This window comes from Pseudoxanthomonas taiwanensis (assembly GCF_010093135.1).
In the GTDB taxonomy this organism is placed as follows: domain Bacteria; phylum Pseudomonadota; class Gammaproteobacteria; order Xanthomonadales; family Xanthomonadaceae; genus Pseudoxanthomonas; species Pseudoxanthomonas taiwanensis.
Window position 1 is genome coordinate 1 of record NZ_PDWK01000047.1, and the last position, 24,177, is coordinate 24,177.

Below are 24,177 nucleotides of genomic sequence, written 5' to 3' on the forward strand. Positions count from 1 at the left end.
AAACAGCGCATGCGTGATCACAGGAGCTCTGCGGGGCCCGAAGTTTGTGAAAAGAGACAGAGCCGGGTCCCCGACCGCCACCCCCCCCGGCCCAACCACGCAAACAGGTCGGCCGCTGCAGGAGCCGCGCCAGCGGCGACCCCGACGACACCCTCCGAAGCCGGCGCTCGACACGGCGTCCAAGGCACGCTCCGGCCACACGACGGTCGACCGCCGCTCCGGACACGCCGCCCAGGTCCCACGCACGCGGCTCTGCAGGGACGCATGGCGGATTGACGGAGCTGAACGGTTCCACCGGCAGCCACCGGCCAGGTGTCGTAAGATGGCCCCTGCATCCCTTCCGCGCGATCCGACGCCAACGCTCCACCGGCGCGCCTCGCTCCCTCCATCCCTTCCGCCGCGCCGCGGCGGCTCCGACCGGGAGCTTCCTTGCCAGGTTACGACACCCGCATCCACACCCTGCGCCTGGGTGACCGCGATTACCGCATCCGCTCCCTGAGCGACCTGCAGCAGTACGACGATCCGGACGGCCACGCCGAGCGCGCGGGCATCTCCTCGGCGCAGTGGAGCCTGTTCGGCCAGGTCTGGCCCGCCGGGCAGGCCCTGGCCCGGGTGATGGCCACCCACGAGGTGGCCGGCAAGCGCATCCTGGAACTGGGCTGCGGCCTCGGCCTGGCCAGCCTGGTGCTGAGCCACCGCGGCGCCGACGTGGTGGCCAGCGACGTGCATCCGCTGGCCGAGACCTTCCTGGCCTACAACGCCGGCCTCAATGACCTGCCCGCAGTCACCTACCGCACCCTCAGCTGGCAGGCGCCGGGCCCGGGCCTGGACCGGTTCGACATGATCATCGCCAGCGACGTGCTGTACGAGCGCGACCAGGCCGGAGTGATCGCCGGTCTGGTGGACGCGCTGGCCCGCCCCGCCTGCGAGGTGGTGCTGGTCGACCCCGGCCGCGGCCACTGTGGTGCGTTCGCGCGCCATCTGAAGGCGCAGGGCTTCGCGGTCGATGAGCGCCGCCTGGCCCTGCGCGACGACGAAACCCCGCCCTACCGCGGGCGCCTGCTGCTCTGCCGCCGCGCCGCGCACGGGACGGCCTGATGGCCGCACGCCGCGGCCGCCCGTCCGCACCTTCCTGCCGCGCACGGCGCGGCAGCCGCCATCGCCAGGCGCACGGCCTGGCCCCCACGCCTGCCGCCGCACACGGCACGGGCGTGGCCTTTCCCTCCCGTTGCACTGAAAAGCGAGGACCGTCCCATGGCCACACGCAAGACCGCCACCACCCACCGCAAGCCCTCCGGCCCGGTACCCAAGGGCAACGGCGTGGTACTGACCAGCGAACGCATCGCCCGTGACCTGGAAGCCTTCCGCAAGGCCGGCGGGCGCATCGAGGTGCTGGGCACCACCCGCGTGCTGACCCGGGTGGACGAGTCGAAGAAGGACGACGCCAAGCGCTGAACCGCGTCACAGCAGCTGCGGCTGCACCGGCGGATACGCCAGCCGGCCGCCGATGATGCGCGCCGGCGGCGTGTACGGGTGGACGCTGCCCCGGCCCGGGCCGGTGATGTGCACCACTTCGATGCCGCGCAGCTTCAGCACGTCGGAGACCAGGCCGCGGTGGCAGCGCCACCAGGCCGCCTCCGCGCACATGATCGCGGTGCGCCGCCGCGCCGCCAGCGCCAGCAGCCTGTCCAGGCCGCGCGCGAACTCCGCACTGCCCAGGTGGTCGGCGTAGCCGCGGAAGGACTCGTTGCGCCAACCGCCGTTGGGGGAGTCCGGCCGCGGCTTGCGGCGCCCGCCCAGCTCCGGCAGCCACAGGTAGCCGACGCCGGCCTCCGGCAGCGCGCGCTCCATCGCCTGCCCGGCAAACCAGGGCCAGCGCCGCGACCCCGGGAAGCGGCGCACGTCGGCCACGGCCTGGATGTCCCAGGCTGCCAGCAGCGCCAGGAACGCGTCCCAGGACAGCGTGGAATGCCCCACGGTCCACACCGTGGCCGGATCCGCCTCGGGTCTTGCCTGCTCCATGCGCGCATTGTCGCGCGCCGGCGTGCACGGCGCGCGGCCATCGGGGCCACCCTCCTTGGCGGGGCCGGGCCGCGCCCGTATCGTGCTGCGGAAGGCGCCGTCCGGGCGCCACAGGGCATACGGCACCGCGCATGATCCTCACCGACCTGGCCACCCGCGCGTACAACCACAACTGGCGGCTGGACCCGGTGGTCCGCAGCCTGCTGGACACCGACTTCTACAAGCTGCTGATGCTGCAGCTGATCTGGCAGCGCTACCCGGACGTGCAGGTCACCTTCGAGCTGATCAACCGCAGCCGCGAGGTGCGCCTGGCCGAGGTCATCCCCGAGGGCGAGCTGCGCGCGCAGCTGGACCACGCCCGCACGCTGCGCTTCACCAAGAAGGAGCTGATCTGGCTGGCCGGCAACACCTTCTACGGCCGCACCCAGATGTTCCAGCCGGAGTTCCTGGCCTGGCTGGCGGACTTCCAGCTGCCCGAGTACGAGCTGTCGGTGCGCGATGGCCAGTACGTACTGCGCTTCCCCGGCCCCTGGACCCACACCACCCTGTGGGAGATCCCGGCCCTGTCCATCATCAACGAGCTGCGCTCGCGTGCGGCCCTGCGTGGCCGCGGCCGCTTCGAGCTGGACGTGCTGTATGCGCGCGCCAAGGCCAAGCTCTGGGACAAGGTCGAGCGCCTGCGCGCCATCCCCGACCTGGTGCTGTCCGACTTCGGCACCCGCCGGCGCCATGGCTTCCTCTGGCAGGCCTGGTGCGTGCAGGCGCTGAAGGAAGGCCTGGGCAGCCGCTTCATCGGCACCTCCAACGTGCTGATCGCGATGGAGGCGGACCTGGAGGCCATCGGCACCAACGCCCACGAGCTGCCGATGGTGCTGGCCGCGCTGGCCAACGACGACGACGGCGTGCGCGAGGCGCCCTACCGGGTGCTGGAGGACTGGCGCGAGCTGTACGCGGGCAACCTGCTGATCGTCCTGCCCGACGCCTTCGGCACCGCCGCCTTCCTGCGCAACGCGCCGGAGTGGGTGGCCGACTGGACCGGCTTCCGCCCCGACAGCCTGCCGCCGGTCGAGGGCGGCGAGCAGATCATCCGCTGGTGGCAGTCCAAGGGCCGCGATCCACGCGAGAAGCTGCTGATCTTTTCCGACGGCATGGACGTGGACAGCATCGAGGCCACCTGGCGCCACTTCCGCGGCCGGGTGCGCATGAGTTTCGGCTGGGGCACCAACCTGACCAACGACTTCCGCGGCTGCGCCTCCTCCCCCACCACCGCGCTGGATCCGATCTCGGTCGTGTGCAAGGTGGTGGAGGCCAACGGCCGCCCGGCGGTGAAACTGTCGGACAACCCGTCCAAGGCCACCGGCGATCCGCGCGAGGTGGAACGCTACCTGCGCATCTTCGGCCGCGAGGGCATGGTCGAGAAGTCGGTCACGGTGTGAAGGCGCCTTGACCTGATGGCAACGCGGCCCGCGGCATGGTCGCCGCAGGCCGAAACGAGGTGCCGCGCATGACCCCGCTCGACAAGCCCCTGCGCCGCGAGGTGTGGATCGAAGACAAGCCCTGGACGCTGACCATCGACCCCGAGGGCCTGAAGCTGGTGCCCAAGGGCCACCGCAACGGCGTGCAGCTGCGCTGGACCGACCTGGTCAACGGCGACGCCGCGCTGGCCTCGGCCCTGCAGGCCTCGGTGGAGCGCGGCTGAGCGCTCAGCCCGCGGCCAGCGCGTGGTCCAGCGCCGCGCGCATCGCCGCCACCTGCGCCGCGTTGCACTGCGCCTGCGTGGCGCGCGGGCTGTCCGGGTAGACCTCGGTGGTGGTCACGTAGGGCGCGTCGGTGAGGCCGGCGCACAGGCCCAGCTCGCGGCACGGATACTCGATCACGCCGTGCGCCACCACCGGCGACCCGATGATCCGGCCGTTCCCGTCCGGCAGGGCGATATGGGTCACCTGCTCCACCGCGGCGATGATCGCGGCCTGGAACGCCGGCTGCGGCCGCGCGGTGTCGCCCACCAGGTAGAAGCCATCGGGGATGCCGCCGGGCACGAACGGCTTGCCGTCGCGCGCGGCCAGCGCCGGGCGGAACTCGGACTCGTCGGTGTCGGTGGTCTCGTGCAGGTCGATGTGCACGCGTACCCGGCCCTGCAGCGGCGCCACCAGGCGCATCAGCGCCGCCGCTTCCGGCGCCGGGCTGTCCTCGCGGAACGAGCGGTTGGGATCGATGGCGTCGTGGTTCCAGCGCTGGATGTGCTCATAGCCCCACGGGCTCACGCAGGGCACCACCAGCAGGTTGCAGCGCCCGGCATAGTCGCCGGCGTGGTGCGTGGCGAACTCCAGCGCACCGTGCACGCCGGACGTCTCGTAGCCGTGCACGCCGCCGGTGACCAGGGCCACGGGCAGGGCCGGATCCCAGTGGCGGGTGTGCAGGGCCAGCAGCGGATGACCTCCGGCCTCCGGCGCCAGACGGCCGTATTCGACCACCTCGAACCGCACGGCCAGCTCCTGCACGGCCGCCACCACGTCCTCGGCATGGCTGCGCTGCCGCCGCTGCCGCGCCCGCCATTGCGCCCGCTCCGCCTCGCCCCAGGGCTGGCCGGGGATGCCGACGGGATAGAACGCGCTGGCGGACTGGGACATGGCGGTGCGGTGTTGCGGGAAAGACCGCCAACTCTACACGGCATCTCCCCATGCCGCTGCATCCGGCGCCATTGCGCGCGCCCTGCCCCGGCCACGTGCCGCCTGACCGCCGCCCCGGACACGCCCTCCGGGGCGCCGCGTACACGGCTCCTGCATTGCGGTGCGGGCAGCCCAGGTCGCCGCCTGTAGGAGCCGCGTCAGCGGCGACCCGAAGGAACCTCCGGAGCCAGCGGTCAACGCACCACACCCGGGGCAAAGGCTCCGGCCACGTGCCGCCTGACCGCCGCCCCGGACACGTCCAAGTCGCCGCGTACGCGGCTCCTACATTTGCGCGGCGGGCCAGGCACCAGGAACGTGCGTGGGGGCCTCCCAGCGCAGGACGCGGCGCGCCTCCTCGGCCACCGGCACCTCCTCCATGCCGGGCAGGCGCCGGGCCAGCTCAAAGCGGGCCAGCTCCGGGCTGCGGAACACCGCGCCCGGATACGGCGTCCACTCCCGCCCCCGTGACTCCAGCCCGGTGGCCTTGCGGAAGGCCTCCAGGCTGGCGTACTCGGCCCTGCACCGGCCGCGCGCCGGGCTCCACCCCCCCAGCGGCGCCTTCCCTGCCTCCGCGCGCACGTAGGCGTTGCCGTCCACGCGCGTGCTCTGCGGCCGGGTCAGCCGGCCGCACACCGCCTCGGACTGCTCGAAGCGCAGCAGCGGCCGGTCGAACCCGGCCCGCGCCACCAGCAGGTTGCCCTCGAACACGTGGCCCTCGCGCTGGTCCACGTCCGGGCCGGTCAGCGGGTGCCAGCCGAAATGGTCGCCGGCCGCGCTGCGCTCGGTGCGGTCCACCAGCACCGGCGAGTCCAGGAAGGTGTTGTGGTGGATGCGCGCGCCGGCGCTGTTGAGCACACGGATGCCCAGCTCGTTGTCCACGAACACGTTGCCGGCCACCACCACGCCCTTGGAAATCTCGAAAAAGAAGCCGGTCAGCGTGCCCTGCACGTGGTTATCGGCGAACACGCCGTCCACGTTACCCACGTCGTACCAGACGCCGTTGGAGTGCGGGTGGTCGATGATCAGGTTGTCGCGCACCACCACCCGGTACGACTGGTTGAAGATCTTCACCGCCGCCGGGTAGTAGCCGGTCAGCTGCTCGATGTTGTTGCGGCGGATGATGTTGCGCTCCAGCAGCACGTCGGACGAGCCGATGACGTAGATGCCCTCGGTGCCGGTGTCGCTGATCAGGCAGTTGCGGATCACCAGGCCATCGCCGCGGAAGTAGCCTGCCACGCGCGAGGTGTAGGAGATGGTCACGTTCTCCAGGGTGGTGCCGACCACCTCCTTGCCGTGCTCGGCCGGGTCGGACACGCCCACCGGATCGTCGGTCGGCTCCTCCTCCGGCCCGGTGGCGGGCTTTTTCCCTTCGATGTCGATGGCGCGGTAGGCGTACTGGGTGAAGGTGAGGCCGCGGATCACCGGTCCCCTGCGGTCCGAGGGCTTGCCGTGCACCTCCCGCGAGGGCCGGTGCAGGGCCACGTCGTGCGCGGTGATCTCCACCAGGCGGCCGGTCGGGTCGGTGCCGATGTAGACGTAGCCCTGTTCGTAGTCGATGTAGAAGGAGCCGTCGTCCAGCTCGCCCTCCCAGCCGACCGAACGCAGCAGGCGGCCGTCCACGAACACCATGTCGTTGTTGAAGCGGTGCAGGGGCGTGCGCATGCCCTCGCGTTCGCGCCGCCACCAGCCCAGCGGCCGTGCCGGGAACAGGCGGTCCCATTTGGTGCGCCAGATGTTGCCGGGCAGCGCCTCCCACTGCGTGGCCACGCGCGTGCCCTTGAGCACCGGCACCTCGTCCAGGTATGGCTGCAGGGTGATGCCCTGGTTGAGCTGCAGCCCGCCGGTGCGGTAGGTGCCGCCGCGCAGGACGATGGCATCGCCGGTCACCACGCGGGCCATGGCCGCCTCGAGGGTGGTCGGGCGGCGCAGGTCGGTGCCGGGCGCGGCGGCATCGCCGTCCGGCGCGACGAAGTACACCGTGCCGGTGGTCGGCACCTCGTAGCGCTGGTGCACCGGCCCGTAAGGGCCGCCCGAGGGCTGGGCCGCCACGGGCGCCGCCAGCACGGCGGCCAGCAGGAGCAGGATCGGCCGCAGCAGGCGGCCACGCGGAGCCAGGAACGGCAGCGTCGGCATCGGGTCCCTCCCGGAAAGCCACGGGCGGAAGGCCCCGCCCGCGTTCCGGCCGAGGTTACCCACTGCGGCGCGTTACCGCTACCACACCCGCCCGGGACACCGGACCCGTTGTCCAGCCTGGCGTTCGAGACCGGATGCCGGCCACGTGGCGCATGCCCGCCGGGCCGCCACGCCCCCCTATAGGAGCCGCGTCAGCGGCGACCCGAAGGAACCTCCGGAGTCAGCGTTCAACGCACCGCACCCGGGCCAAGGACTCCGGCCACGTGCCGCCTGACCGCCGCCCCGGACACGCCGTCCGGGTCGCCGCGCACGCGGTTCCTGACAATTGCGGGGCGGACCGGCACGGTGCCTTCAGCGCTTGCGCTCCTCCGCCGCGGTCAGGCGCAGGATCTGCCCCGGCGAATCGGTCACCAGGTAGATGGCCCCGTCCGGTCCGACCACCGGCTCGTACGGGCGGCCCTCGGTGCGCAGCAGGATCTCCTCGTGCTGCACGCGCTCCCCGTCCAGGGTCAGCAGGCGCAGCTGGCGCCGGCCCAGCGAGGTCACCAGCAGCTTGCCGCGCCAGAGCGGGAACTCGTCGCCGTCGTAGTAGGCCACGCCGGACACGCCGATCGAGGGACGCCAGTAGTACGCCGGCTGGCGCACGCCCTCCAGGTGCGTGTGCGGGGTCAGCAGGGTGCCGTCGTAGTTGATGCCGTAGGTGGCCACCGGCCAGCCGTAGTCGCCACCGGCCTCGATCAGGTTCAGCTCGTCGCCGCCGCGCGGGCCGTGCTCGGTGGACCAGATCCGCCCGGTGTGCGGGTCCAGGGTGATGCCCTGCGGGTTGCGGTGGCCGTAGCTGTAGATCGAGGGCAGCGTGCCCTCGCGGCCCACGAACGGGTTGTCCGGCGGGATCGAGCCGTCCGGCATCACCCGGTGCATCTTGCCGGTGGGCCAGCCGGGCTCGCGCGCCAGCTCCTGCACGCCGCGGTCGCCCACCGAGAACACGAGCCGCCCCTGCGGGTCGAACACCATGCGCCCGCCGTAATGCCAGTACAGCTCGCCGTAGCTCTCCAGCGGGGCCTGGAACACCACCTGCTCGTCCACCCAGGTGTTGTCGCGGATGCGCCCGCGTACCACCCGGGTCATGGCCAGCGGATCGCCCTGCGGCCCGGTCCGGTCCAGCGGGTGGCTGTAGGACAGGTAGATCCAGCCGTTTTGCGCGTAGTCCGGGTCCAGGGCGATGTCGAGCAGGCCACCCTGGTTCCAGTGGTGGCTGTGCACGTGCACCCTGGGTGTGCCCCGCACCGGCTCGGGCTGCAGCACGCCGTCGCGGATCACGCGCAGGCGCCCGGGGCGCTCGCTGACCAGGGCCGTGCGCGCGTCGAGGAAGGCCATCGCCCACACCGTCTCCAGCCCCTCGGCGAAGCGCTCCACCCGCACGGCGTAGTCCAGGGTGTCGACCACGCCCGGCACCGGGTCGAACTCGTGCGGCGGCGGCTCGCCTTCTTCCTCCTCGCGACCCTGGCGGGCCGGCAGGAAGTCGGCCAGGGCCTCGATCTGCTCCGCCGTGAGGGTGGCGGCGAAGGACGGCATGCCCTGGGAGGGAATGCCGTTGCGGATGATCCGGACCAGGTCGGCGCGGGTGCCGCCGTAACGGTAGGTCCGTGGCGACAGCGGCGGCCCCAGGCCGGTGCCCTGGCGGTCCGGCCCGTGGCAGGCGGCGCAGTTGTCGCGGTACAGCGCGGCTCCGTCCTGCGCCTGGGCCGGCGGCGTCCAGGCCAGCGCCAGGAGCAGGGCGAAGAGCGTGCGGATGTGGATTCCGTGCATGGAGCGTCCTCCCGATGCCGGCACCGGCCGGCGCGCCTGCAGCACACACCCGCGGCCGCCGGATTTGGATGGAGGGAAGCTGGGGTTTTGCTATAGATTGCGTGCGGAGCCCCCTGCGCCCCGCGCCAGGTCCCAGCGCCGACGATGAACGAGCACACCGTCATCGGCAGGATCCACCCGCCCGGGGCGCGGCCGCCGCACTCCGCCGCCGCGTTCACCATCGGCGAGGCGCTGGTGCAGCCTCCGCTCAACCGCATCGCCCTGCACGGCCGGGTCGTCCAGCTCGAGCCCAAGGTCATGCAGGTGCTGCTGCTCCTGGCCGAACGCCCGGGCGCGGTGGTGCCGCGCGAGGCCTTCCTGGAGACGGTCTGGGCCGGCACGGTCGGCGACGACTACCTGCTCAACCGCGCCATCTCCGAGCTGCGCAAGGCGCTGGATGACGACCCGCAGGCACCGCGCTACATCGAGACCATCCGCAAGGGCGGCTACCGCCTGGTCGCCCCGATCGCGCCGGTGCGGGTGGCCGCGGCGGTGCCCGATGCCACCGCCGCGCCGGCACCGGCGCCGCCCGCGCGGCCCCCGGAAAGCCCGGCCCGGCCGCGCCGCACCGCCCTGCTCCTGGGGCTGGCCGCCCTCGCCGTGGCCGCCCTCGCCACGCTGACCTGGCTGCTGCCGCAACGGCAGACGCCCGGCGCCGGTCTGCTGCCGGAAGCCGGCTACGAGGTGCGGCCGCTGACCAGCCTGGTCGGCCGCGAGCTGGAGCCGGCGCTGTCACCGGACGGCAGCAGGGTGGCCTTCGTCTGGGACGGCGGCGGCGGCGCGTTCGACGTCCATGTGAAGCCCCTCGCCGGCGAGGATCTGCTCAACCTCCCCCGCAGCGCGGCCGAGGAACGCCATCCGCTGTGGTTCCCGGATGGCGGCGCACTGCTGTTCGCCCGCCTCGAAGCCGATGGCGTGGCGCTGATGCGCGTGTCGGCCCTGGGCGGCGCGCCGACCCGCCTGTTCCACACCGGCATGGCCGGGATCCGCGGCCTGGCGCTGGCCCCGGACGGGCGCCGCGTGGCCTACGCCGCACGCGAGGCGCCGGACCGGCCGTACCGCCTCGTGGTGGCGGCGCTGGACGGCAGCGACCGCCGCGTGCTCACCTCGTCGCCGCCCGGCACCCTGGGCGACATCGATCCGCGCTTCACGCCCGACGGCCGCGCGCTGGTGTTCGTGCGCGGCGTCAACGAGGTGACCAAGGACCTGTACCGCGTCCCCGTGGCGGGCGGCGAACCGGTGCGGCTGACCTTCGACAACCGCAAGATCAACGGTCTGGCCTGGTCGCCGGACGGCACGCGCCTGTTGTTCACCTCCACCCGCTCCGGCCTCTACGCCGTGTGGTCCGCGGCCCCGGACGGCAGCGACCTGCGCCAGGTTTCGCTGGGTGTGGAGGATGTGCACCAGCCGGCGACCACGCCCGGCGTGCCGGCGGTGGCCTTCGAACAGTGGATGCACCGCGCGCGCCTGCGCCAGCTGGACCTGTCCCGCCCGGCGGCGGCGGACCCGGCGCGCCTGCAGTCCACGCGCTGGGACTCGAACCCGGCCTGGTCGCCGGACGGCACGCGCGTGGCCTTCACTTCCAACCGCGGCGGCCCGCACGCAATCTGGGCAAGCCGCGCCGACGGCAGCGAGGCGGTGCAGCTGGCGGAGTTCGGCGGCGCCTTCATCGACAATCCGGCCTGGTCGCCTGACGGACGCCTGATCGCCTTCGACGGCAGCCCGCAGGGCCGTACCGCGATCTACGCCGTGCCCGCCGAAGGTGGTCCGCCACAGGCGCTGGTGGACGGGCCGGGCGACAACCGCAACCCGGCCTGGTCGCGTGATGGCCGCTGGCTCTACTTCGAATCCAACCGCGACGGCCAATGGCGGATCTATGCCCGGCCCACCGACGGCGGCCAGGCGGTGGCGGTCAGCCCCGGCCCCGGCGTGCATCCGCGCGAGTCGGCCGACGGCGCCCTGGTGCTGTACGCCCGCCCCGACCGTCCCGGACTGTGGGCGGTGCCGCGCCAGGACTGGGCCACGGCCACGGACCCGCCGGCCGCAACCCTGCTGGTCCCCGGGCTGCAGACACAGGCCGCGGCCAACTGGGCGCCCGCGCCGGACGGCATCCTCCACGTCCACCGCCCCGCCGACGGCCCGCCGGTGCTGGTGCGCCTGGACACGGCCAGCGGCACCCGGCACGAGGTGGCGCCCCTGCCGCCGGACTTCGAGGGCTGGGGCATGGACCTGTCGCCGGACGGAACCCGGCTGGTCTATTCGGAGCTGCTGCTGCGCGAGAGCGACCTGCGCCTGGCAGTGCCGCGCGCCCGCTAGCCGGCCATGCGGCGGCGCACCAGCATGCCGCCCGGGTTACCGCTACCATCCGGGACGACGGGCGCCCCTGGCGGCGCCCGTCCGGAACACCCGGTCGCCGAAGGAGGGACGGAATGACGGGCCGTTCTTCCGCCACCGCCGGCGGCGCCGGACCCAACCCCCACCCGCCTGCCGGAGAACCGCCATGCCGGGAATGACGCGCCTGCCGGGCCCCGCCCGCACCGCCTTCGCCTCGCTGCTGCTGTGGGCCGCCATGGCCCTGCCCGCCTTCGCGCTGGACCACACCATGACGCCGATCGCCACGCCGGACCAGCCGGACGCGATCGAGCTGGGCACCGGGCCGCTGCCCGGTGCGGAAGTTCCCGAGTCCTGGTACCGCCAGTACGGCAGCATGTTCGCGCGCAACGTCACCGTGGCCACGCTCACGCCGTTCCTGCCGGATCCGGCCAAGGCCACCGGCACCGCGGTGATCGTCGCTCCCGGCGGCGGCTTCCGCTCGCTGTCCATGGAGAACGAGGGCTGGAACGTGGCCCGTGCCCTGGCCGAGCGCGGCGTGGCCGCCTTCGTGCTCAAGTACCGCCTGAACCAGACCCCAGCCGGGCTGGACGACTTCGCCGACTCCATGCGGCAGATGTTCGCCGGCCCGCCGCCGCGCCACCGCATCGACCCGATGGCCTCCATCGCCACGCTCGGCCCGCAGCTGGAGGACGCCCGCGCCGCCTTCGCCCTGGTGCGCAGCCGCGCCGCCGAATGGGGCATCGATCCGGACCGCGTGGGCATGGTCGGCTTCTCCGCCGGCGCCATGCTGACCCTGGCCACCACCCTGGCCGGCGGCGATGCCAGGCCCGCCTTCATCGGCAACATCTACGGCCCGCTGGCACCGGTGCAGGTGCCGGCCGACGCGCCGCCGCTGTTCGTGGCCCTGGCCGCCGACGACGGCCTGTTCGCCAACAGCGGCTTCGACCTGGTCGAGAACTGGCGCGCCGCCGGCCGCCCGGTGGAGTTCCACCTGTACGAACAGGGCGGCCACGGCTTCGGCATGTACCCGAAGGAGACCACCAGTACCGGCTGGTTCGACGCCTTCACCGCCTGGATGCGCATGCACGGCCTGCTGGAGCGCGCCGCCCACTGACCCGCACGCGCCCCTCGCCGCGCCTGGGTCGTCGTGCGCCCCTCTGCAGGGACCGCGTACGCGGCGACCCGGCCGGCATGCACAGGGCGGCGGTCAACCGCCCCGCAACCGGAGCCGTGTCCCCCAAGGCTTTGGCAGCACGACGGCTGACCGTCGTCCGGGACGCCCCTGCCGGGTCGCCGCTGACGCGGTTTTTGCTGACGGGGGCGGCGCCCCGGCGCCACCGCAAGATGCCTGACGCGGTCCCTACTGGAACACCGGCTCGAGCAGGCGGAACGTGCCGGCGTCGGCATCCATCTCCACGCGCCCGCCCACCGGCACGATGAACTGCTCGCGGATGTGCCCGATCTGCGCGCCGCGGTAGGCCGGGATGCCCAGCGGGCGGATGTAGTCGTCCAGGATCTGCGCCAGCGTCAGCGAGCCGTAACCCGGCCCGGGTTCGCAGTCGGTGCAGCGGCCGAACACGAAGCCGGCGATGCGCTCCAGCACGCCGGCCAGGCGCAGCGTGCTGAGCATGCGGTCGATCCGGTACGGCGCCTCGGACACGTCCTCCAGGAACAGGATCCTGCCGGTGAAGTCCGGCAGGTAGGGCGAGCCGGCCAGCGCACTGAGCACCGCCAGGTTGCCGCCCACCAGCTCGCCGCGTGCCCTGCCGCCGCGGATGGTGACGGTGCGGTTCTTGCGCGGCACCAGCTCGTCGCTCTCCTCGACCGGATTGCGGTATTCCATCAGCTCGCGCTGGAAGAACAGGCGCCGGAACTGGTCGGCGTTGAAGCGGTTCCAGCTGCCGATGCCGATCGGGCCGTGGAAGGTCACCAGCCCGGTCCGGGCGTGGATCGCGCAGTGCAGCGCGGTGATGTCCGAATAGCCCAGCAGGATCTTCGGGTTGCGGGCGATCAACCCGTAGTCCAGCAGCGGCAGCAGGCGTGCCGCACCGGAGCCGCCGCGCGCACAGACGATCGCCTTCACCTCGCGGTCGGCGAACATCGCGTTCAGGTCGCCGGCGCGCTCGGCATCGGTGCCGGCCAGGTGCCCGTGGCGCGAGGCCAGGTGCGGCGCCAGCTTCACCCGCAGGCCGAGCGCCTCCATCGCCTCGCGCGCCAGCTGCAGGTCGAACGGCTCGTCCGTGGCCGAAGACGGGCTGACCAGCGCCACCGTGTCGCCCGGGTCGAGCGGCGGCGGCAACCGCCTTGCCGGCGCGGGAGTGCGCGCCTCCCCCGGCCGCGCGTACGGCAACAGCAGCGCACCGAGCGCGGCCGCCGTGATGAACTGGCGACGGTCCATGGCATTCCTTCCAGCCGATCCCTTCCCCGATAGCCTAGCCGCATCCTCCCTTCCGCGTGCACGCAGCCCCGCGCCCTGTCCCCACCTGCAGGCACCGCGCCAGCGGCGACGCGACGGACACGTCCGCTCGCCGCGGATGCCCCCGCGGCGCCTGCAGGAGATGCGCCCCAGGCCCATCCGGAGCGCGTGCGCCACGCCTACGGGCGCAGGCCGTGCCGCGCGCGGTAGGCCGCGGGCGGGACGCCCACCAGGCGACGGAACACACGGCCGAAGTGCGCCACGATCTGGAAGCCGACCTGCCAGGCGACCTCCTGCACGGACCATTGCGGCCGCGACAGCAGCTGCATGGCACGTTCGACGCGCCGCCGCTGCAGATACGCCAGCGGCGTCATGCCCAGGGCCTCGCGGAAGCAGCGATGCAGATGGCCCTCGGAGATCCCGGCCACCCGGGCCAGGTCGCCGATGCGGACCGGCTGCGCCAGGTGCGCGTCGATGTACTCGTCGATCCGGCGCAGGCGCCAGCGCGGCAGCCGCCACTGCCCCTGTCCGTCGGCCGGCACGCCGTAACGCTGGCGCAGGTACCAGGCCGCGCCGATGGCCACGTGGGTGCAATAGGCCGCGTCCAGCTCCCCGGCCAGCTGCAGGCGCGCCATCTCCGCCAGCAAGGCGCCGAGGTAGCCGTCGCGCGCGTTGGTGAAGATCACCGCGTCGAGGGCGCGTGCCATCCGGGTGCCACCCAGCGCATCGTCCTCGAACAGTGCCGGCGCCAGTTCCAGCGAGGCCCAGCGCGAGGCCACGTCCTCCAGCTCCAGATGGCGCTCGCGGCCGGCCGGCACGAACGACACCGCGCCGGTGAACTCCGGCCCCGAGTAGCGGTGGCCGCAGTCGGCACGCACCGCCAGCCCGCGCGCACCGCCCGCCACCGTGGCCAGCAGCAGATGGTTGGCGCAGCGCAGGCGCCCTTCCACCCGCCGCGTGCGCGGGCGCCAGCCGGTGTCGAACCGGCCGTCGCGCCAGGCCAGGCCCTGCACGTCCCGGGCCACCGGTTCGATCGCACGCACGGTATCCATGGCAGGCAACACGTCGTGGGCAGGCGCCTTCCGAATGTACGCGCGGCCGCATCAGGATCAAGCCGGTCCGGTCAGGATCGGGCGCACCGGCCGGCGCGGGCGCGGCTACCGTGCCGCGCATGGAAGCCGCTCCCTCCCCCCGTCCTCTCCCCTCCCCCGCGCCGGCGCGTGTGGACCACGGCCGGCGCAACCTCCTGCTTGGCATGGGCTGGCTGGCCGCCGCCGCGGCCATGCCGTGGCCGGCCCGGGCCGCGTCCCCCGCCGCGCACCTGCCGTCCGGCATCAACCTGCGCCCGATCCCGCGCACCGGCGAGCAGCTGCCGGTGCTGGGCCTGGGCACCTTCCTGGCGTTCGACCGCCTGCCGGGCGCACCACGCCAGGCCCTGCAGGAAGTGTTCTCGATCTACTGGGACGCCGGCGCGCGGCTGGTGGACACCTCGCCGCTGTACGGCACCGCCGAGGTCAGCGTCGGCGACATCGCCGCGCGCCTGGGCGTGTCCGACGCGCTGTTCGTGGCCAACAAGATCTGGTCCACCGGCGACTACCTGGCCGACGACAGCCACGCCCGGCGCAGCCTCGCCCTGTCCTGCGAACGGCTGTGGCGCGAACGCATCGACCTGATGCAGTGCCACAGCCTGGTCAACGTCGAGGTGTTGGTCCCGATCCTGCAGGCGTGGAAGCAGGAGGGCCTGGTCCGCTACTTCGGCATCACCCATTACGAGAACCCCTACCACGCCCTGCTGGCGCAGTGGATCGAGCGCGCCCGGCCCGACTTCGTGCAGGTCAACTACTCCATCGCCAATCCAGCCGCCGAGCGGGAGGTGCTGCCGGCGGCCCTGGCCAACGGCACGGCGGTGCTGTGCAACATGCCCTTCGAGAAGGGCCGGCTGTTCACCCTGGTGCGCGACCGGCCGCTGCCGCCGTTCGCCCGCGAACTGGGCATCACCGGCTGGGCGGAGTTCTTCCTGAAGTGGGTCGCCTCGCACCCGGCGGTGACCTGCGTGCTGGCGGCCACCGCCAACCCGGCGCATGCGCGCGAGAACGTGCGCGCCCTGCGCGGCCCCCTGCCGGACGCCGGCATGCGCGAGCGCATGCGGGCGTACGTGGCCGCGCTTCCCGGCTTCGCCGAGGTGCTGCGCCAGCCCTGGTACCCGGGCCGCCGGTACGAAGGCCTGGTCAGCCGCGCCCAGCGTGCCCTGCGCGAGCGGCTGCAGCCTTGACGGGCACCCCTGGCGGAACCGGGCGGACGGCGCCCGCGCGCCCGGCCGCGCTCAGGACGGCCGCGACACCGGCCTGGCGGCCGCCGACCGGCTGCGCACCGTCGTCGTGTCCTCCAGGTACCGCTCGGCCTCCTCGCGGTAGGCCTCGTAGCCCGGCGCCAGGTGCGGCATCAGCAGGCGCACCCAGGCTCGGCTCACCCGGCGCGTTTCCGCCGGACAGGTGGCCGCGCGCGCGGCGGTCAGATCGCCGGCGCGCACCATGCCGGCGAACCCTTCCGGGTCCGTGCCGTAGATCAGGCATTGCAGGTTGAAGTAGCGCTGTTCGCCCAGGGCGTGCTCGTCGGCGTAGGCATCCAGGTTGTAGGCGCCGGTACTGCGCGACAGCAGCCAGTCGGCGGCCATGCGCAGGTTGCCGATCACCTGCTCGGGCGTTTCGTCCAGCGCCGAGAAGCGCAGCATCAGGATCGCCGCCAGCTGGTCCACCGCGTCCTCCTGGCGGCCGGTCACCGGCAGGTCCAGCAGGTCCACCAGGGCGTGCCCGGTCTCGTGCAGCAGGATGAAGCGGACGTTGGCGCGCACGTAGTGCAGCGGCGCCGCCTTGTCCAGGCCGAGCGCCGCCTGGTATTCCAGGCCGCGGTCGTAGAGCGTGCGCAGGGTCTCGTAGCACAGCACCACCTCCACCTGCTCGTGGCGGTAGAAGGCGCCGAACTCCCCGCATTCGGCGGTCACATAGCGCAGCCGCAGCGGCAGGCTGAACATGCCGTCGACGGCCTGGATTTCCGGCAGCTGCCGCAGCAGGTCCGCATCGCGCACGCGCCGGTGGATGGCCTGCAGGCCGTCCGACACAGGCGGCAGGTAGGCATACTCGAACGCGGGCCCCTTGCCCCCGCCCCGTTCCGCCGTGGCGGCCGGCGCGGCGTGCGCGGTGCAGGTCGCGGCGGCCATTGCCGCCAGCAGGGCAAGATCACGGAACCGTCGGAGCATGTGCGGGCCTGTGGGAAAGTCCGTGCGCAAGCGTAGGCCAAGGCCCGGCCTCCGATCCATGCCGCTGGGGATACCGACTTCCGGCACAGGAACGGCCGGCGTGCCGGAGGCAATTTCGCGCGCGGCCCCGCATCCGGAGAATCACGCATGTCCAGACGTCACCGCCTGCACCTTGCCTGCCTCGGCCTGCTTGCCGCCGCCCTGCCCGCGCGCGCGGCGCCGGATCCGGCCATCGCCGCCCACGTGTTCCAGCAGGCGCGCGAGATCTGCCAGGCCGACGCGGGCCAGCTCTGGGGCCGTTCGCTGTGCGGCCCGATCATGATCGTGGACCCGCGCGACCGCGGCATGGTGGCCAACCAGGCCGATGCGGAAGGCGTGCTGTCGCCCACCGGCGAGGTCCATGCCGGCACCCTGCCTGCAGGCGTGATGGTGGCCAACACCGCCATCGACTGGGCCGGCGAGCGCTGGACGCAGCTGATGTGGCCGGTTTCCGCCGACCCGGACATGCTGCGGGCGATGGTGGTCCACGAGCTGTTCCACCGCATCCAGCCGGAGCTGGGGCTGAGGGTGCCCGAGGGCGACAACGCCCACCTGGACACCCTCGAGGGCCGCTACCTGCTGCAGATGGAATGGCGCGCCCTGGCGCGGGCGCTGATGGCCCTGGACGCGCAGGCACGCCGCGGGCACGTGGCCGACGCGCTGGCCTTCCGCCAGGAGCGCCGCCGCCTGTTCCCGAAGGCGGCCGCCGCGGAGAACGCGCTGGAGCTCAACGAAGGCCTGGCCGAATACACCGGCGCCCGGCTCGGCCTGCGCCTGCCGGAGCAGCGCCTGGCCTACGCCACCTATGCACTGGCGCGGCAGCTGGACGCGCCCAGCTTCGTGCGCTCCTTCGCCTATGCCAGCGGCCCGGCCTACGGTCTGCTGCTGGACGAGGCTCTGCCCGACTGGCGGCGCGGGCTGGGCGGCGACACCGATCTGGGCGCGCTGCTGGCGCAGGCCTGGCGCATCGGGCCGGCCAGGCCTGGCGAAGTCGCCACGCGCAGTCGCCGCTACGATCCCGACGGCAGCCTGCGCCTGGCCGAGGAACGGCGCGACGCCGAGCGCCAGGCACGCCTGGCGGCCTGGCGCGCCAGCCTGGTGGACGGTCCGGTGATCGTGCTGCCGCTCAAGCGCACGCGCATGCAGATGAACCCGCAGACCCTGGTGCCGCTGGACGACATCGGCACGGTCTACCCGGTCCTGCGCCTGGCCGACGAATGGGGCGAGCTGGTGGTCGAAGGCGGCGCAGCCCTGGTCGCGAACGCCCCGCGCCGCGCGGTGGTGGCCGTCCCCAGGGGCGGCGACCTGCTGGCCGGCGACGGCTGGACGCTGCACCTGGCGCCGGGCTGGAAGCTCGTGCCGGGCGAACGCCAGGGCGACTGGACGCTGAAGCAGGAAGCGGCGCCCTGAGATGCGGCGCCATCCGGACCGGACGGTCAGGCCCGGTCCGGTTCCGGCCCGGCGGGCATGCGCGCCAGCGCCCGGGTGCGGGCATGGCGCACGGCGCGGACCAGCTCGCCCGGGGCATCCGCCTCGCCCGCGGCCAGCTCCTCCAGCGCCTGCTGCACCCGCCCGGACAGGCCCCAGTCCGCGGAGATGGCCAGCGCGCAGCGCGCCGCCCACCCGGCCAGCAGCGAGGCCAGGGTGTCCGCATCCACGCCGTGCTCGCCGCGCCGGCCCCAGGTGTCGCGCAGCACCTGCACCACGACCAGCGCGCCCAGCCCGTAGACCAGGGCCAGCAGCTGCGCCAGATGCCAGTCGCCTCCCTGGCCGGCACCGGCGGCCAGCCGGGCCGACAGCGCGGTGTGCTCCCACAGGCGCGCGGCGCAGCGTGCGTACACCGTGCCGTCGTCGCCGATCACCGGCTGGACGAGGGCCACCATCACCGCCTGGCGCAGGCCCTCGGTGCCGAGCAGGGTCACGGCCCGGTCCAGCTGCTCCACCGGCACGCCGCCGCGGCGGTAGACCACGCTGGTGGCCACGCGCAGCAGGTTGCCGGCCAGCGCCGGGGCCCGCGCGACGATGGCGGCGATGGACTGGGCGCTGGCGCCCGGGTCGTTGATGGCGCGGGTCAGCTGCGGCAGCAGCGCCGGGCGCCGCGGGATGTAGCGCGGATGCGCGTGGATGCGCTCCAGCGCCTCGCCGGCGGTGGCCTCGTCCAGCAGCGTGCCCTCCAAGGCCGCGTCGCCGAAGCCCGCCGCGCACAGCCGGCCGAAGATCGCCCGTTCCGGAAGCAGGTCCTGCTCCTCCGCGGGGCCCGCGGGATCATCCTCCGCTGCCGCCGCGTGACCGGCCGCCGTGCCGGCTGCACCCGGCCGGTCCATCCGGGGCACAGCCTCCGCGCCGCGGCGGCCGCGTACCCCCAGCCAGCCGGCGGCGACCGCCACCAGCACGGCAACCAGAACTGCAATCCCCATGGCGGGCCCCAATGTCCTCGTGCGACCGGCCATGGCCATCCCCTGGCCGGATCGCATATTGAATCACGCCGGCCCTGCCCCGTTCATGCCCGCCAGCGCCCTGGCCGGCGTCCCGGCCTGCCATCGCCCCCTGCGGGAGCCGCGTCAGCGGCGACCCGGCAGGCGCATCCGGCCCCGGCGTTCAACCGCCCACCATCCGGAAGCACCACTCCAGCACCGCGCTACACGCAGGCTCCGGAAATGCCCTCGGGTCGCCGCGTACGCGGCTCCTACGGAACCTCCGCCACGTCGGAGCGACGTCTGTAGGAGCCGCGTCAGCGGCGACCCGGCAGGCGCATCCGGGCCCGACGTTCGACCGCCCACCATCCGGAAGCACCACTCCGGCACCGCGCTACACGCAGGCTCCGGAAATGCCCTCGGGTCGCCGCGTACGCGGCTCCTACGGAACCTCCGCCACGTCGGAGCGACGTCTGTAGGAGCCGCGTCAGCGGCGACCCGGCAGGCGCATCCGGGCCCGACGTTCAACCGCCCACCATCCGGAAGCACCACTCCAGCACCGCGCTACACGCAGGCTCCGGAAATGCCCTCGGGTCGCCGCGCACGCGGCTCCTGCGGCAGGCGCTGCGGGCTTACCGGTCTGCGCCGGCCGCCGCCGAGCCGTCGATGTCGAGGGAGAAGTCCACCGGCACGAGGATCATGCTGCGCATGGGCTGGCCGCTTGCCGAGCGGGCCGGGTTGAACGTCCAGCGCCGGCCGGCCTCCAACGCCGCGCGATCCAGGTCGTGGTTGCCGCTGGAGCGCTCGATGGCGACGCCGGCGGCCTGGCCGTAGGCGTCCACCTCGACCCGCAGCACCACCTGCCCCTGCGCCCCCGCTCGGACGGCCGCGGGCGGATACCGGGGCGGCACCATCTGCCTGACCGTTGCCTGCTCGGCCGGCGCTTCGGGTTCCGGTTCGGGTTCCGGTTCGGGTCCCACCTCGGGTTCCGCCTCGGGTTGCACCTCGGGTTCGGCCTTGGTCCCGGAATCCACCGGCGGCCAGCCCAGTTCGGCACGGGCCTCGTGCACCACATCGGGCGAACAACCCTTCTGCACGGCTTCCCTGGCCATCTTCCGCAGCATGGCGCAGGCCTCCTGGTCGCCCTTGCCGTCCATGCAGTACTGGGCGGCCAACAGCGAGGACTTGGCCAGCCGCACGCACTCGCGGTGCCGCTGGTGCTCCCCGGAACCGCTGCTGCCGCAGCCGGCCATGATCTGCTCGCGCAGCGCCACCTGCACCTGGCGGCATGCCGAAAGCACGCCGGACCGGCACTGGGCCTGGAGCTGCTCCTGCAGCCCGGTCAGGCGCGCGCATTCCTCCTGACGGGCATTGGACGCCCCGGTGGCTGCGGCATCGCCGGCGGGCGCGTCTTCGTCGGCCTCATCCGGATCCGGCGCCGGACAGCCGGCCAGGGCACGTTGCGCGACGAAGTCCTTGATCTGGCGGCATGCGGAAAGCACGCCGGAATCGCACTCGGCACGGATGGCCCGCTCCCGGGCGGCGATCGCCGGACAGTCCGGCCCGGCGGTCCCGGCCGCTTCGGCCACCTGTCTGTCCGCCGGGGAAGAACCTGGACCGGCCTGTGCTCCGTCCTGTCCGCCACGGGAACAGCCGAACACCAGCAACGTCAACGCAACCGCAAGGACCCTGCGCACATTTCCCCCTGTGCTGTTGAACCGGAAGTCGTCAGGCCGCCTTCCGGAAGCGCAGCCCGGGGGGATTCCCGCTGCGTCGCTTGCGACAGGCACCGTCGTCTTGGTGGTCCGGGCCCGGGGCCCGTGCGCATCCCCATGCGCTCACCTGAAGGTGAAGATAGCCGAGACGGCACCCGATGCGCACGCCCGCACCTGCAGGAGCCGCCTCAGCGCCGACGCGCCAGGCACCTCCCGGCCCGCGTTCGACGGTCACCTTTCCGGCGGCCCGGAACGTCGCGTCGACCGCGTGCCGCGGACACGCCCCCCGGGGCGCCGCCGATGCGGCTCCTGCGGCAGGAGGCGTCGTTCGCCCATGCGGGGAAAGCGGCGGCAGGCCCGGGGACATGACCATCCCGCGGGTGGAGGTGGATTCGGATTCATGGCACGCCCCGGTGCCGTTCCGGCCGATGGCGGCGTGCGCCTCGTGCAGGCCGGCAGGCACCGGCCGGTGCCGACGGACCGGCATCGCGCCCATGACCCGGGTCACATGACCAAAGCCATGCCGTGACCATCGTCCCATGCGGAACCGCATGCGGCCGCCCAAGGATGCGGCCATCGACCGCCACGGAGAGGCCCCATGCCCGCCACCCGGCCGCTGATGCCCGCCCAGGCTTCCCCGCTGTGGGTGCTGGCCGCCGCCATCGCCTGGACCATTACCGTCAGTCTGGCGGTGTTCTCGCCCTGGTTTCCGACCGAGGCGCTGCGCGCCCTGCACCAGGCCAGTGACGGCTGGCTCCATCCCACCCTGGTCTCGGCCGCCGTGCTGGGCACCGGGCTGTTCGTGCTGCTGCTGGGGCCTGGACGCCAGCGCCCCGCGGACATCGGCCTGCGCCGCGGGGCATTGCCGCCGGGTCTGGCCGCCACGGCCGTCCTTTGGCTGGCCATGAACGCGTCCACGCTGATCGCCGCGCGGGCCGACGGTCTGCCGCTGACACTGCATCCGGACTGGTCGCAGGGCGGCCTGGTGCCGGGCCGGCTGCTGGCCCAGCTGCTGGGCACCGCGCTGGTGGAGGAGACCGTGTTCCGCGCCTGGCTGTGGCCGCAGCTCGCCCTGCGCCTGCATCGGCTGGTGCCGCGCGCGGGCGCCTGGACCGTCGCCCTGCTGGTCTCGCAGGGGCTGTTCGCCCTGCTGCCCGTGCCGATGGTCCTGGCCACCGCCGGGCCGGCCGCCCTGGCCGGCGTGCTGGTCAACCTGTTCGTGGTCGGCCTGATCACCGCGCTGCTCTACGCCGCCACCCGCAATCTGTTCTTCGTGGTGGGCCTGCACGCCCTGGGCAACGCTCCCACCCTGCTGATGGAACCGCACGGGCCGCCGCCCACCCTGGTCATGGCGGGGGTGGCCATCGTGATGGCGGTGGGGGTGGTCCTGGCCCGCCGCCACCGGGGCGCTTCCGGGGGCTTGCGCATGACCGTGGCGAAAGGCTGACGGGCAACAGGCACGCTTCTCTGCCCCCGAATCGCCCATTCATCCCGCCGTTCCTGCCCAGGCGCACACTCCGGCCATCGACGCTCCCCCGGAGGCACGATGCCACCGCGGTGTCGATCCGGCCTGCATCGACCCGTCGTGGTCAGGCAGGCCCGGCAATATCTGTCGCCGCCGGCCGACGCAGCCACTCACCAGGAGACCACTGCATGAAGATCGTGACCAGCCTCAGCTTCCGCGGCCAGTGCCGGGAGGCCTTCGAGTTCTATGCCAGGGTGCTCGGCGGCAAGATCACCGCAGCCATCCCCTACAGCCAGTCGCCGGAAGGGATGCCGGTGGCCGAGCAGTACAAGGACTGGCTGATGCACTGCTGGCTGGAGGTGGGCGACCAGGCCCTGATGGGCGCCGACATGGACGTGGACTGGGCGCCCAACATCGACAAGCCCAAGAACGGCTTCGATGTCACCTTGCATACAGACGACGTCGAGCAGGCCCGCCGCTGGTACGGGCAGCTCTCCGAAGGTGGCCGCCAGACCATGCCCTTCGCCGAGACCTTCTGGTCGCCCGGCTTCGGCGCGTGCATCGACAGGTTCGGCGTACCGTGGATGGTGAACACCGATGCGCCGCCCGGCTGGAAGCCCGCGCGGGGCTGACCACCGTCCCGGCCGGACGGGTGCCCGCGGCAGGCTCAGGCGCCCGCCGAAGCCTGCCGCGCCGCGCCGCGGAACAGCAGCGCGGAGGCGAACCACGGCACCGAGAAACAGGCGGTCAGCAGCAGCTCGCCGGCGCGGAAATCCATCCGCAGCGCCAGCACCACCGCCAGCAGGTGCAGCAGGCCGGCGGCCACCATCACGGCGGCCATGCCGCGTGCCCTGAACCGTGCCGCCAGCGCACCGGCCGCCGCCACCAGCAGCACCACCGCGAACATCAGGTTCGCGGGGTTGTTCCCGTCACCGAGCATGCCGACCGCGAGGTTGACCCACACGGTCAGGAACCCGGTCAGCACGGCGAGGCCGAACGCGGCGCGGTACAGAAGGTTGCCGCTCATCCGCGTGCCCAGCTCGTACAGGCCCCAGGCGACCGCGAGCATCGCGCCCATCACCACGAAGTCCACCCCGTCCCAGTCCACGCCCGAGCCGGGGATGAACCGCATCGCGAATGCAGGCAACAGCAGCAGCACCGCCGCCGCGCCCCAGATCCACGGGCGCAGGCGATTGCGCCGCGGGCTGCCATCAAGCGTCTTCGCATTCACTCCCGTGCTCCCGTGCCGAGTGGAATGCCAGCCTGCAACAAAACCGCGGGCCGCGCATGTGCCGGAGACGAAGCCCGGATCCTTCCACGCCCCCCACAGGGACGCACCGCGGCACTGCGTCCTGCCGGCCCGCAGTCCGTTCATCGTGCCAATGGACTGCACGCACATACGCCTGGCCGGCGAAGCGCCACCAGAGACGCGCGGTGGCCCAGGCAGCACGCCGGAGAAAGGGCGGTGGGCACGCATGTTCGCGCGCTCGGCCACGTTGGCCGCGCGGATCCCGCCTACCCGGTCCTCCGCCTACCACCGCGCACAGCAAGCCGACGAACATACCCCGGTGGCACGAACTCAAATGCGGCTTGGCGCACGACTAACAGCCCTAGCAGCCTGTTGAAATTCGACCCGGCGAAGCCCCCGACTCGGTCGGCAGCGCGGATTTCTCGCTGCTCAAGCGCTCCGCAAGCGCGTCCCGCGCTCTGAAACAAGCCCGCTTTCGGACTTCCAGGCGCACCTTCCCCGCCGGGGCCGCCATCACGCGGCCCCCGCGGCGATCAGCTTCGGCAGGCGGACGAGGTTGCTCGCCGCCATCGCCAGCTGAAACAGCGCCTCGACCTTCGTAAGGCCGCGCTGCTTGA

General features: G+C 73.1%; 20 protein-coding genes. 10 read left to right on the forward strand and 10 right to left on the reverse strand.

The annotated features are described in order from the left end of the window. The first annotated feature begins 429 nt into the window (after positions 1 to 429). Together CR938_RS09740 and CR938_RS09745 are read left to right on the forward strand one after the other, a co-directional pair. Entirely contained in the window at positions 430 to 1,098 is a 669-nt protein-coding gene (locus CR938_RS09740; RefSeq protein ID WP_162124826.1) for a class I SAM-dependent methyltransferase, read from the forward strand. A gap of 156 nt (positions 1,099 to 1,254) precedes the next feature. Next, positions 1,255 to 1,455, forward strand: coding sequence for a hypothetical protein (locus tag CR938_RS09745; protein WP_162124827.1), 201 nt, complete (start codon positions 1,255 to 1,257; stop codon positions 1,453 to 1,455). Positions 1,456 to 1,461: 6 nt separating this feature from the next. Here the strand turns inward: CR938_RS09745 and CR938_RS09750 are convergent, their stop codons facing one another. Next, positions 1,462 to 2,022, reverse strand: a complete 561-nt coding sequence (locus CR938_RS09750) for a DUF488 domain-containing protein (RefSeq protein ID WP_162124828.1) — start codon at positions 2,020 to 2,022, stop codon at positions 1,462 to 1,464. Positions 2,023 to 2,153: 131 nt separating this feature from the next. On the opposite strand from CR938_RS09750, the gene pncB reads away from it, so the two are divergent. Continuing rightward, the gene (gene pncB / locus CR938_RS09755) at positions 2,154 to 3,458 is read left to right on the forward strand and encodes a nicotinate phosphoribosyltransferase (RefSeq protein ID WP_162124829.1); all 1,305 of its coding nucleotides are present in this window, start codon (positions 2,154 to 2,156) and stop codon (positions 3,456 to 3,458) included. Between the two features lie 68 nt (positions 3,459 to 3,526). After that, a complete protein-coding gene (locus CR938_RS09760; RefSeq protein ID WP_162124830.1) occupies positions 3,527 to 3,721 on the forward strand; it encodes a hypothetical protein in 195 nt (64 codons plus the stop codon). Between the two features lie 4 nt (positions 3,722 to 3,725). On the opposite strand, the gene CR938_RS09765 is transcribed toward CR938_RS09760, so the two are convergent. The 3 genes from CR938_RS09765 to CR938_RS09775 all read right to left on the reverse strand — a co-directional run bounded on the left by CR938_RS09765 (position 3,726) and on the right by CR938_RS09775 (position 8,633). Next, on the reverse strand, positions 3,726 to 4,652 hold the full coding sequence (locus CR938_RS09765; protein WP_162124831.1) for a M14 family metallopeptidase: 927 nt from the start codon (positions 4,650 to 4,652) through the stop codon (positions 3,726 to 3,728). Between the two features lie 321 nt (positions 4,653 to 4,973). After that, on the reverse strand, positions 4,974 to 6,824 hold the full coding sequence (locus CR938_RS09770) for a right-handed parallel beta-helix repeat-containing protein (protein ID WP_162124832.1): 1,851 nt from the start codon (positions 6,822 to 6,824) through the stop codon (positions 4,974 to 4,976). Positions 6,825 to 7,175: 351 nt separating this feature from the next. After that, positions 7,176 to 8,633: a PQQ-dependent sugar dehydrogenase gene (locus CR938_RS09775; RefSeq protein ID WP_162124833.1), complete on the reverse strand. Its 1,458-nt coding sequence runs from the start codon at positions 8,631 to 8,633 to the stop codon at positions 7,176 to 7,178. Between the two features lie 144 nt (positions 8,634 to 8,777). On the opposite strand from CR938_RS09775, the gene CR938_RS09780 reads away from it, so the two are divergent. Both CR938_RS09780 and CR938_RS09785 read left to right on the forward strand, forming a co-directional pair. Then, entirely contained in the window at positions 8,778 to 10,988 is a 2,211-nt protein-coding gene (locus CR938_RS09780) for a winged helix-turn-helix domain-containing protein (protein WP_162124834.1), read from the forward strand. A 184-nt stretch (positions 10,989 to 11,172) separates the two neighbouring features. Beyond that, complete coding sequence (locus CR938_RS09785) at positions 11,173 to 12,120, forward strand: alpha/beta hydrolase (RefSeq protein WP_162124835.1); 948 nt, start codon at positions 11,173 to 11,175, stop codon at positions 12,118 to 12,120. Positions 12,121 to 12,366: 246 nt separating this feature from the next. Here the strand turns inward: CR938_RS09785 and CR938_RS09790 are convergent, their stop codons facing one another. Then, on the reverse strand, positions 12,367 to 13,404 hold the full coding sequence (locus CR938_RS09790) for a S66 peptidase family protein (RefSeq protein WP_162124836.1): 1,038 nt from the start codon (positions 13,402 to 13,404) through the stop codon (positions 12,367 to 12,369). Positions 13,405 to 13,601: 197 nt separating this feature from the next. Next, positions 13,602 to 14,474, reverse strand: coding sequence for a helix-turn-helix domain-containing protein (locus CR938_RS09795; protein ID WP_162124837.1), 873 nt, complete (start codon positions 14,472 to 14,474; stop codon positions 13,602 to 13,604). A gap of 203 nt (positions 14,475 to 14,677) precedes the next feature. Between CR938_RS09795 and CR938_RS09800 the strand changes: the two genes are divergently transcribed. Beyond that, complete coding sequence (locus CR938_RS09800; protein WP_211365214.1) at positions 14,678 to 15,694, forward strand: aldo/keto reductase; 1,017 nt, start codon at positions 14,678 to 14,680, stop codon at positions 15,692 to 15,694. Between the two features lie 51 nt (positions 15,695 to 15,745). Here CR938_RS09800 and CR938_RS09805 read toward each other — a convergent pair whose 3' ends face one another. Further along, positions 15,746 to 16,678: a DUF4344 domain-containing metallopeptidase gene (locus CR938_RS09805; protein WP_162124839.1), complete on the reverse strand. Its 933-nt coding sequence runs from the start codon at positions 16,676 to 16,678 to the stop codon at positions 15,746 to 15,748. A gap of 147 nt (positions 16,679 to 16,825) precedes the next feature. Between CR938_RS09805 and CR938_RS09810 the strand changes: the two genes are divergently transcribed. Beyond that, positions 16,826 to 18,127 carry a hypothetical protein gene (locus CR938_RS09810; protein WP_162124840.1) on the forward strand — a complete coding sequence of 434 codons (1,302 nt, stop codon included), beginning with the start codon at positions 16,826 to 16,828 and terminating at the stop codon, positions 18,125 to 18,127. Positions 18,128 to 18,153: 26 nt separating this feature from the next. Here CR938_RS09810 and CR938_RS09815 read toward each other — a convergent pair whose 3' ends face one another. Further along, positions 18,154 to 18,894, reverse strand: a complete 741-nt coding sequence (locus CR938_RS09815; protein ID WP_246191034.1) for an HDOD domain-containing protein — start codon at positions 18,892 to 18,894, stop codon at positions 18,154 to 18,156. 869 nt (positions 18,895 to 19,763) lie between these two features. Further along, complete coding sequence (locus CR938_RS09820) at positions 19,764 to 20,720, reverse strand: energy transducer TonB (protein ID WP_162124842.1); 957 nt, start codon at positions 20,718 to 20,720, stop codon at positions 19,764 to 19,766. Positions 20,721 to 21,444: 724 nt separating this feature from the next. Between CR938_RS09820 and CR938_RS09825 the strand changes: the two genes are divergently transcribed. Together CR938_RS09825 and CR938_RS09830 are read left to right on the forward strand one after the other, a co-directional pair. Then, positions 21,445 to 22,293, forward strand: coding sequence for a CPBP family intramembrane glutamic endopeptidase (locus tag CR938_RS09825; protein WP_162124843.1), 849 nt, complete (start codon positions 21,445 to 21,447; stop codon positions 22,291 to 22,293). Positions 22,294 to 22,499: 206 nt separating this feature from the next. Continuing rightward, positions 22,500 to 22,943: a VOC family protein gene (locus CR938_RS09830; RefSeq protein WP_162124844.1), complete on the forward strand. Its 444-nt coding sequence runs from the start codon at positions 22,500 to 22,502 to the stop codon at positions 22,941 to 22,943. A 35-nt stretch (positions 22,944 to 22,978) separates the two neighbouring features. Here CR938_RS09830 and CR938_RS09835 read toward each other — a convergent pair whose 3' ends face one another. After that, complete coding sequence (locus tag CR938_RS09835; RefSeq protein WP_162124845.1) at positions 22,979 to 23,542, reverse strand: hypothetical protein; 564 nt, start codon at positions 23,540 to 23,542, stop codon at positions 22,979 to 22,981. Positions 23,543 to 24,177 lie beyond the last annotated feature (635 nt).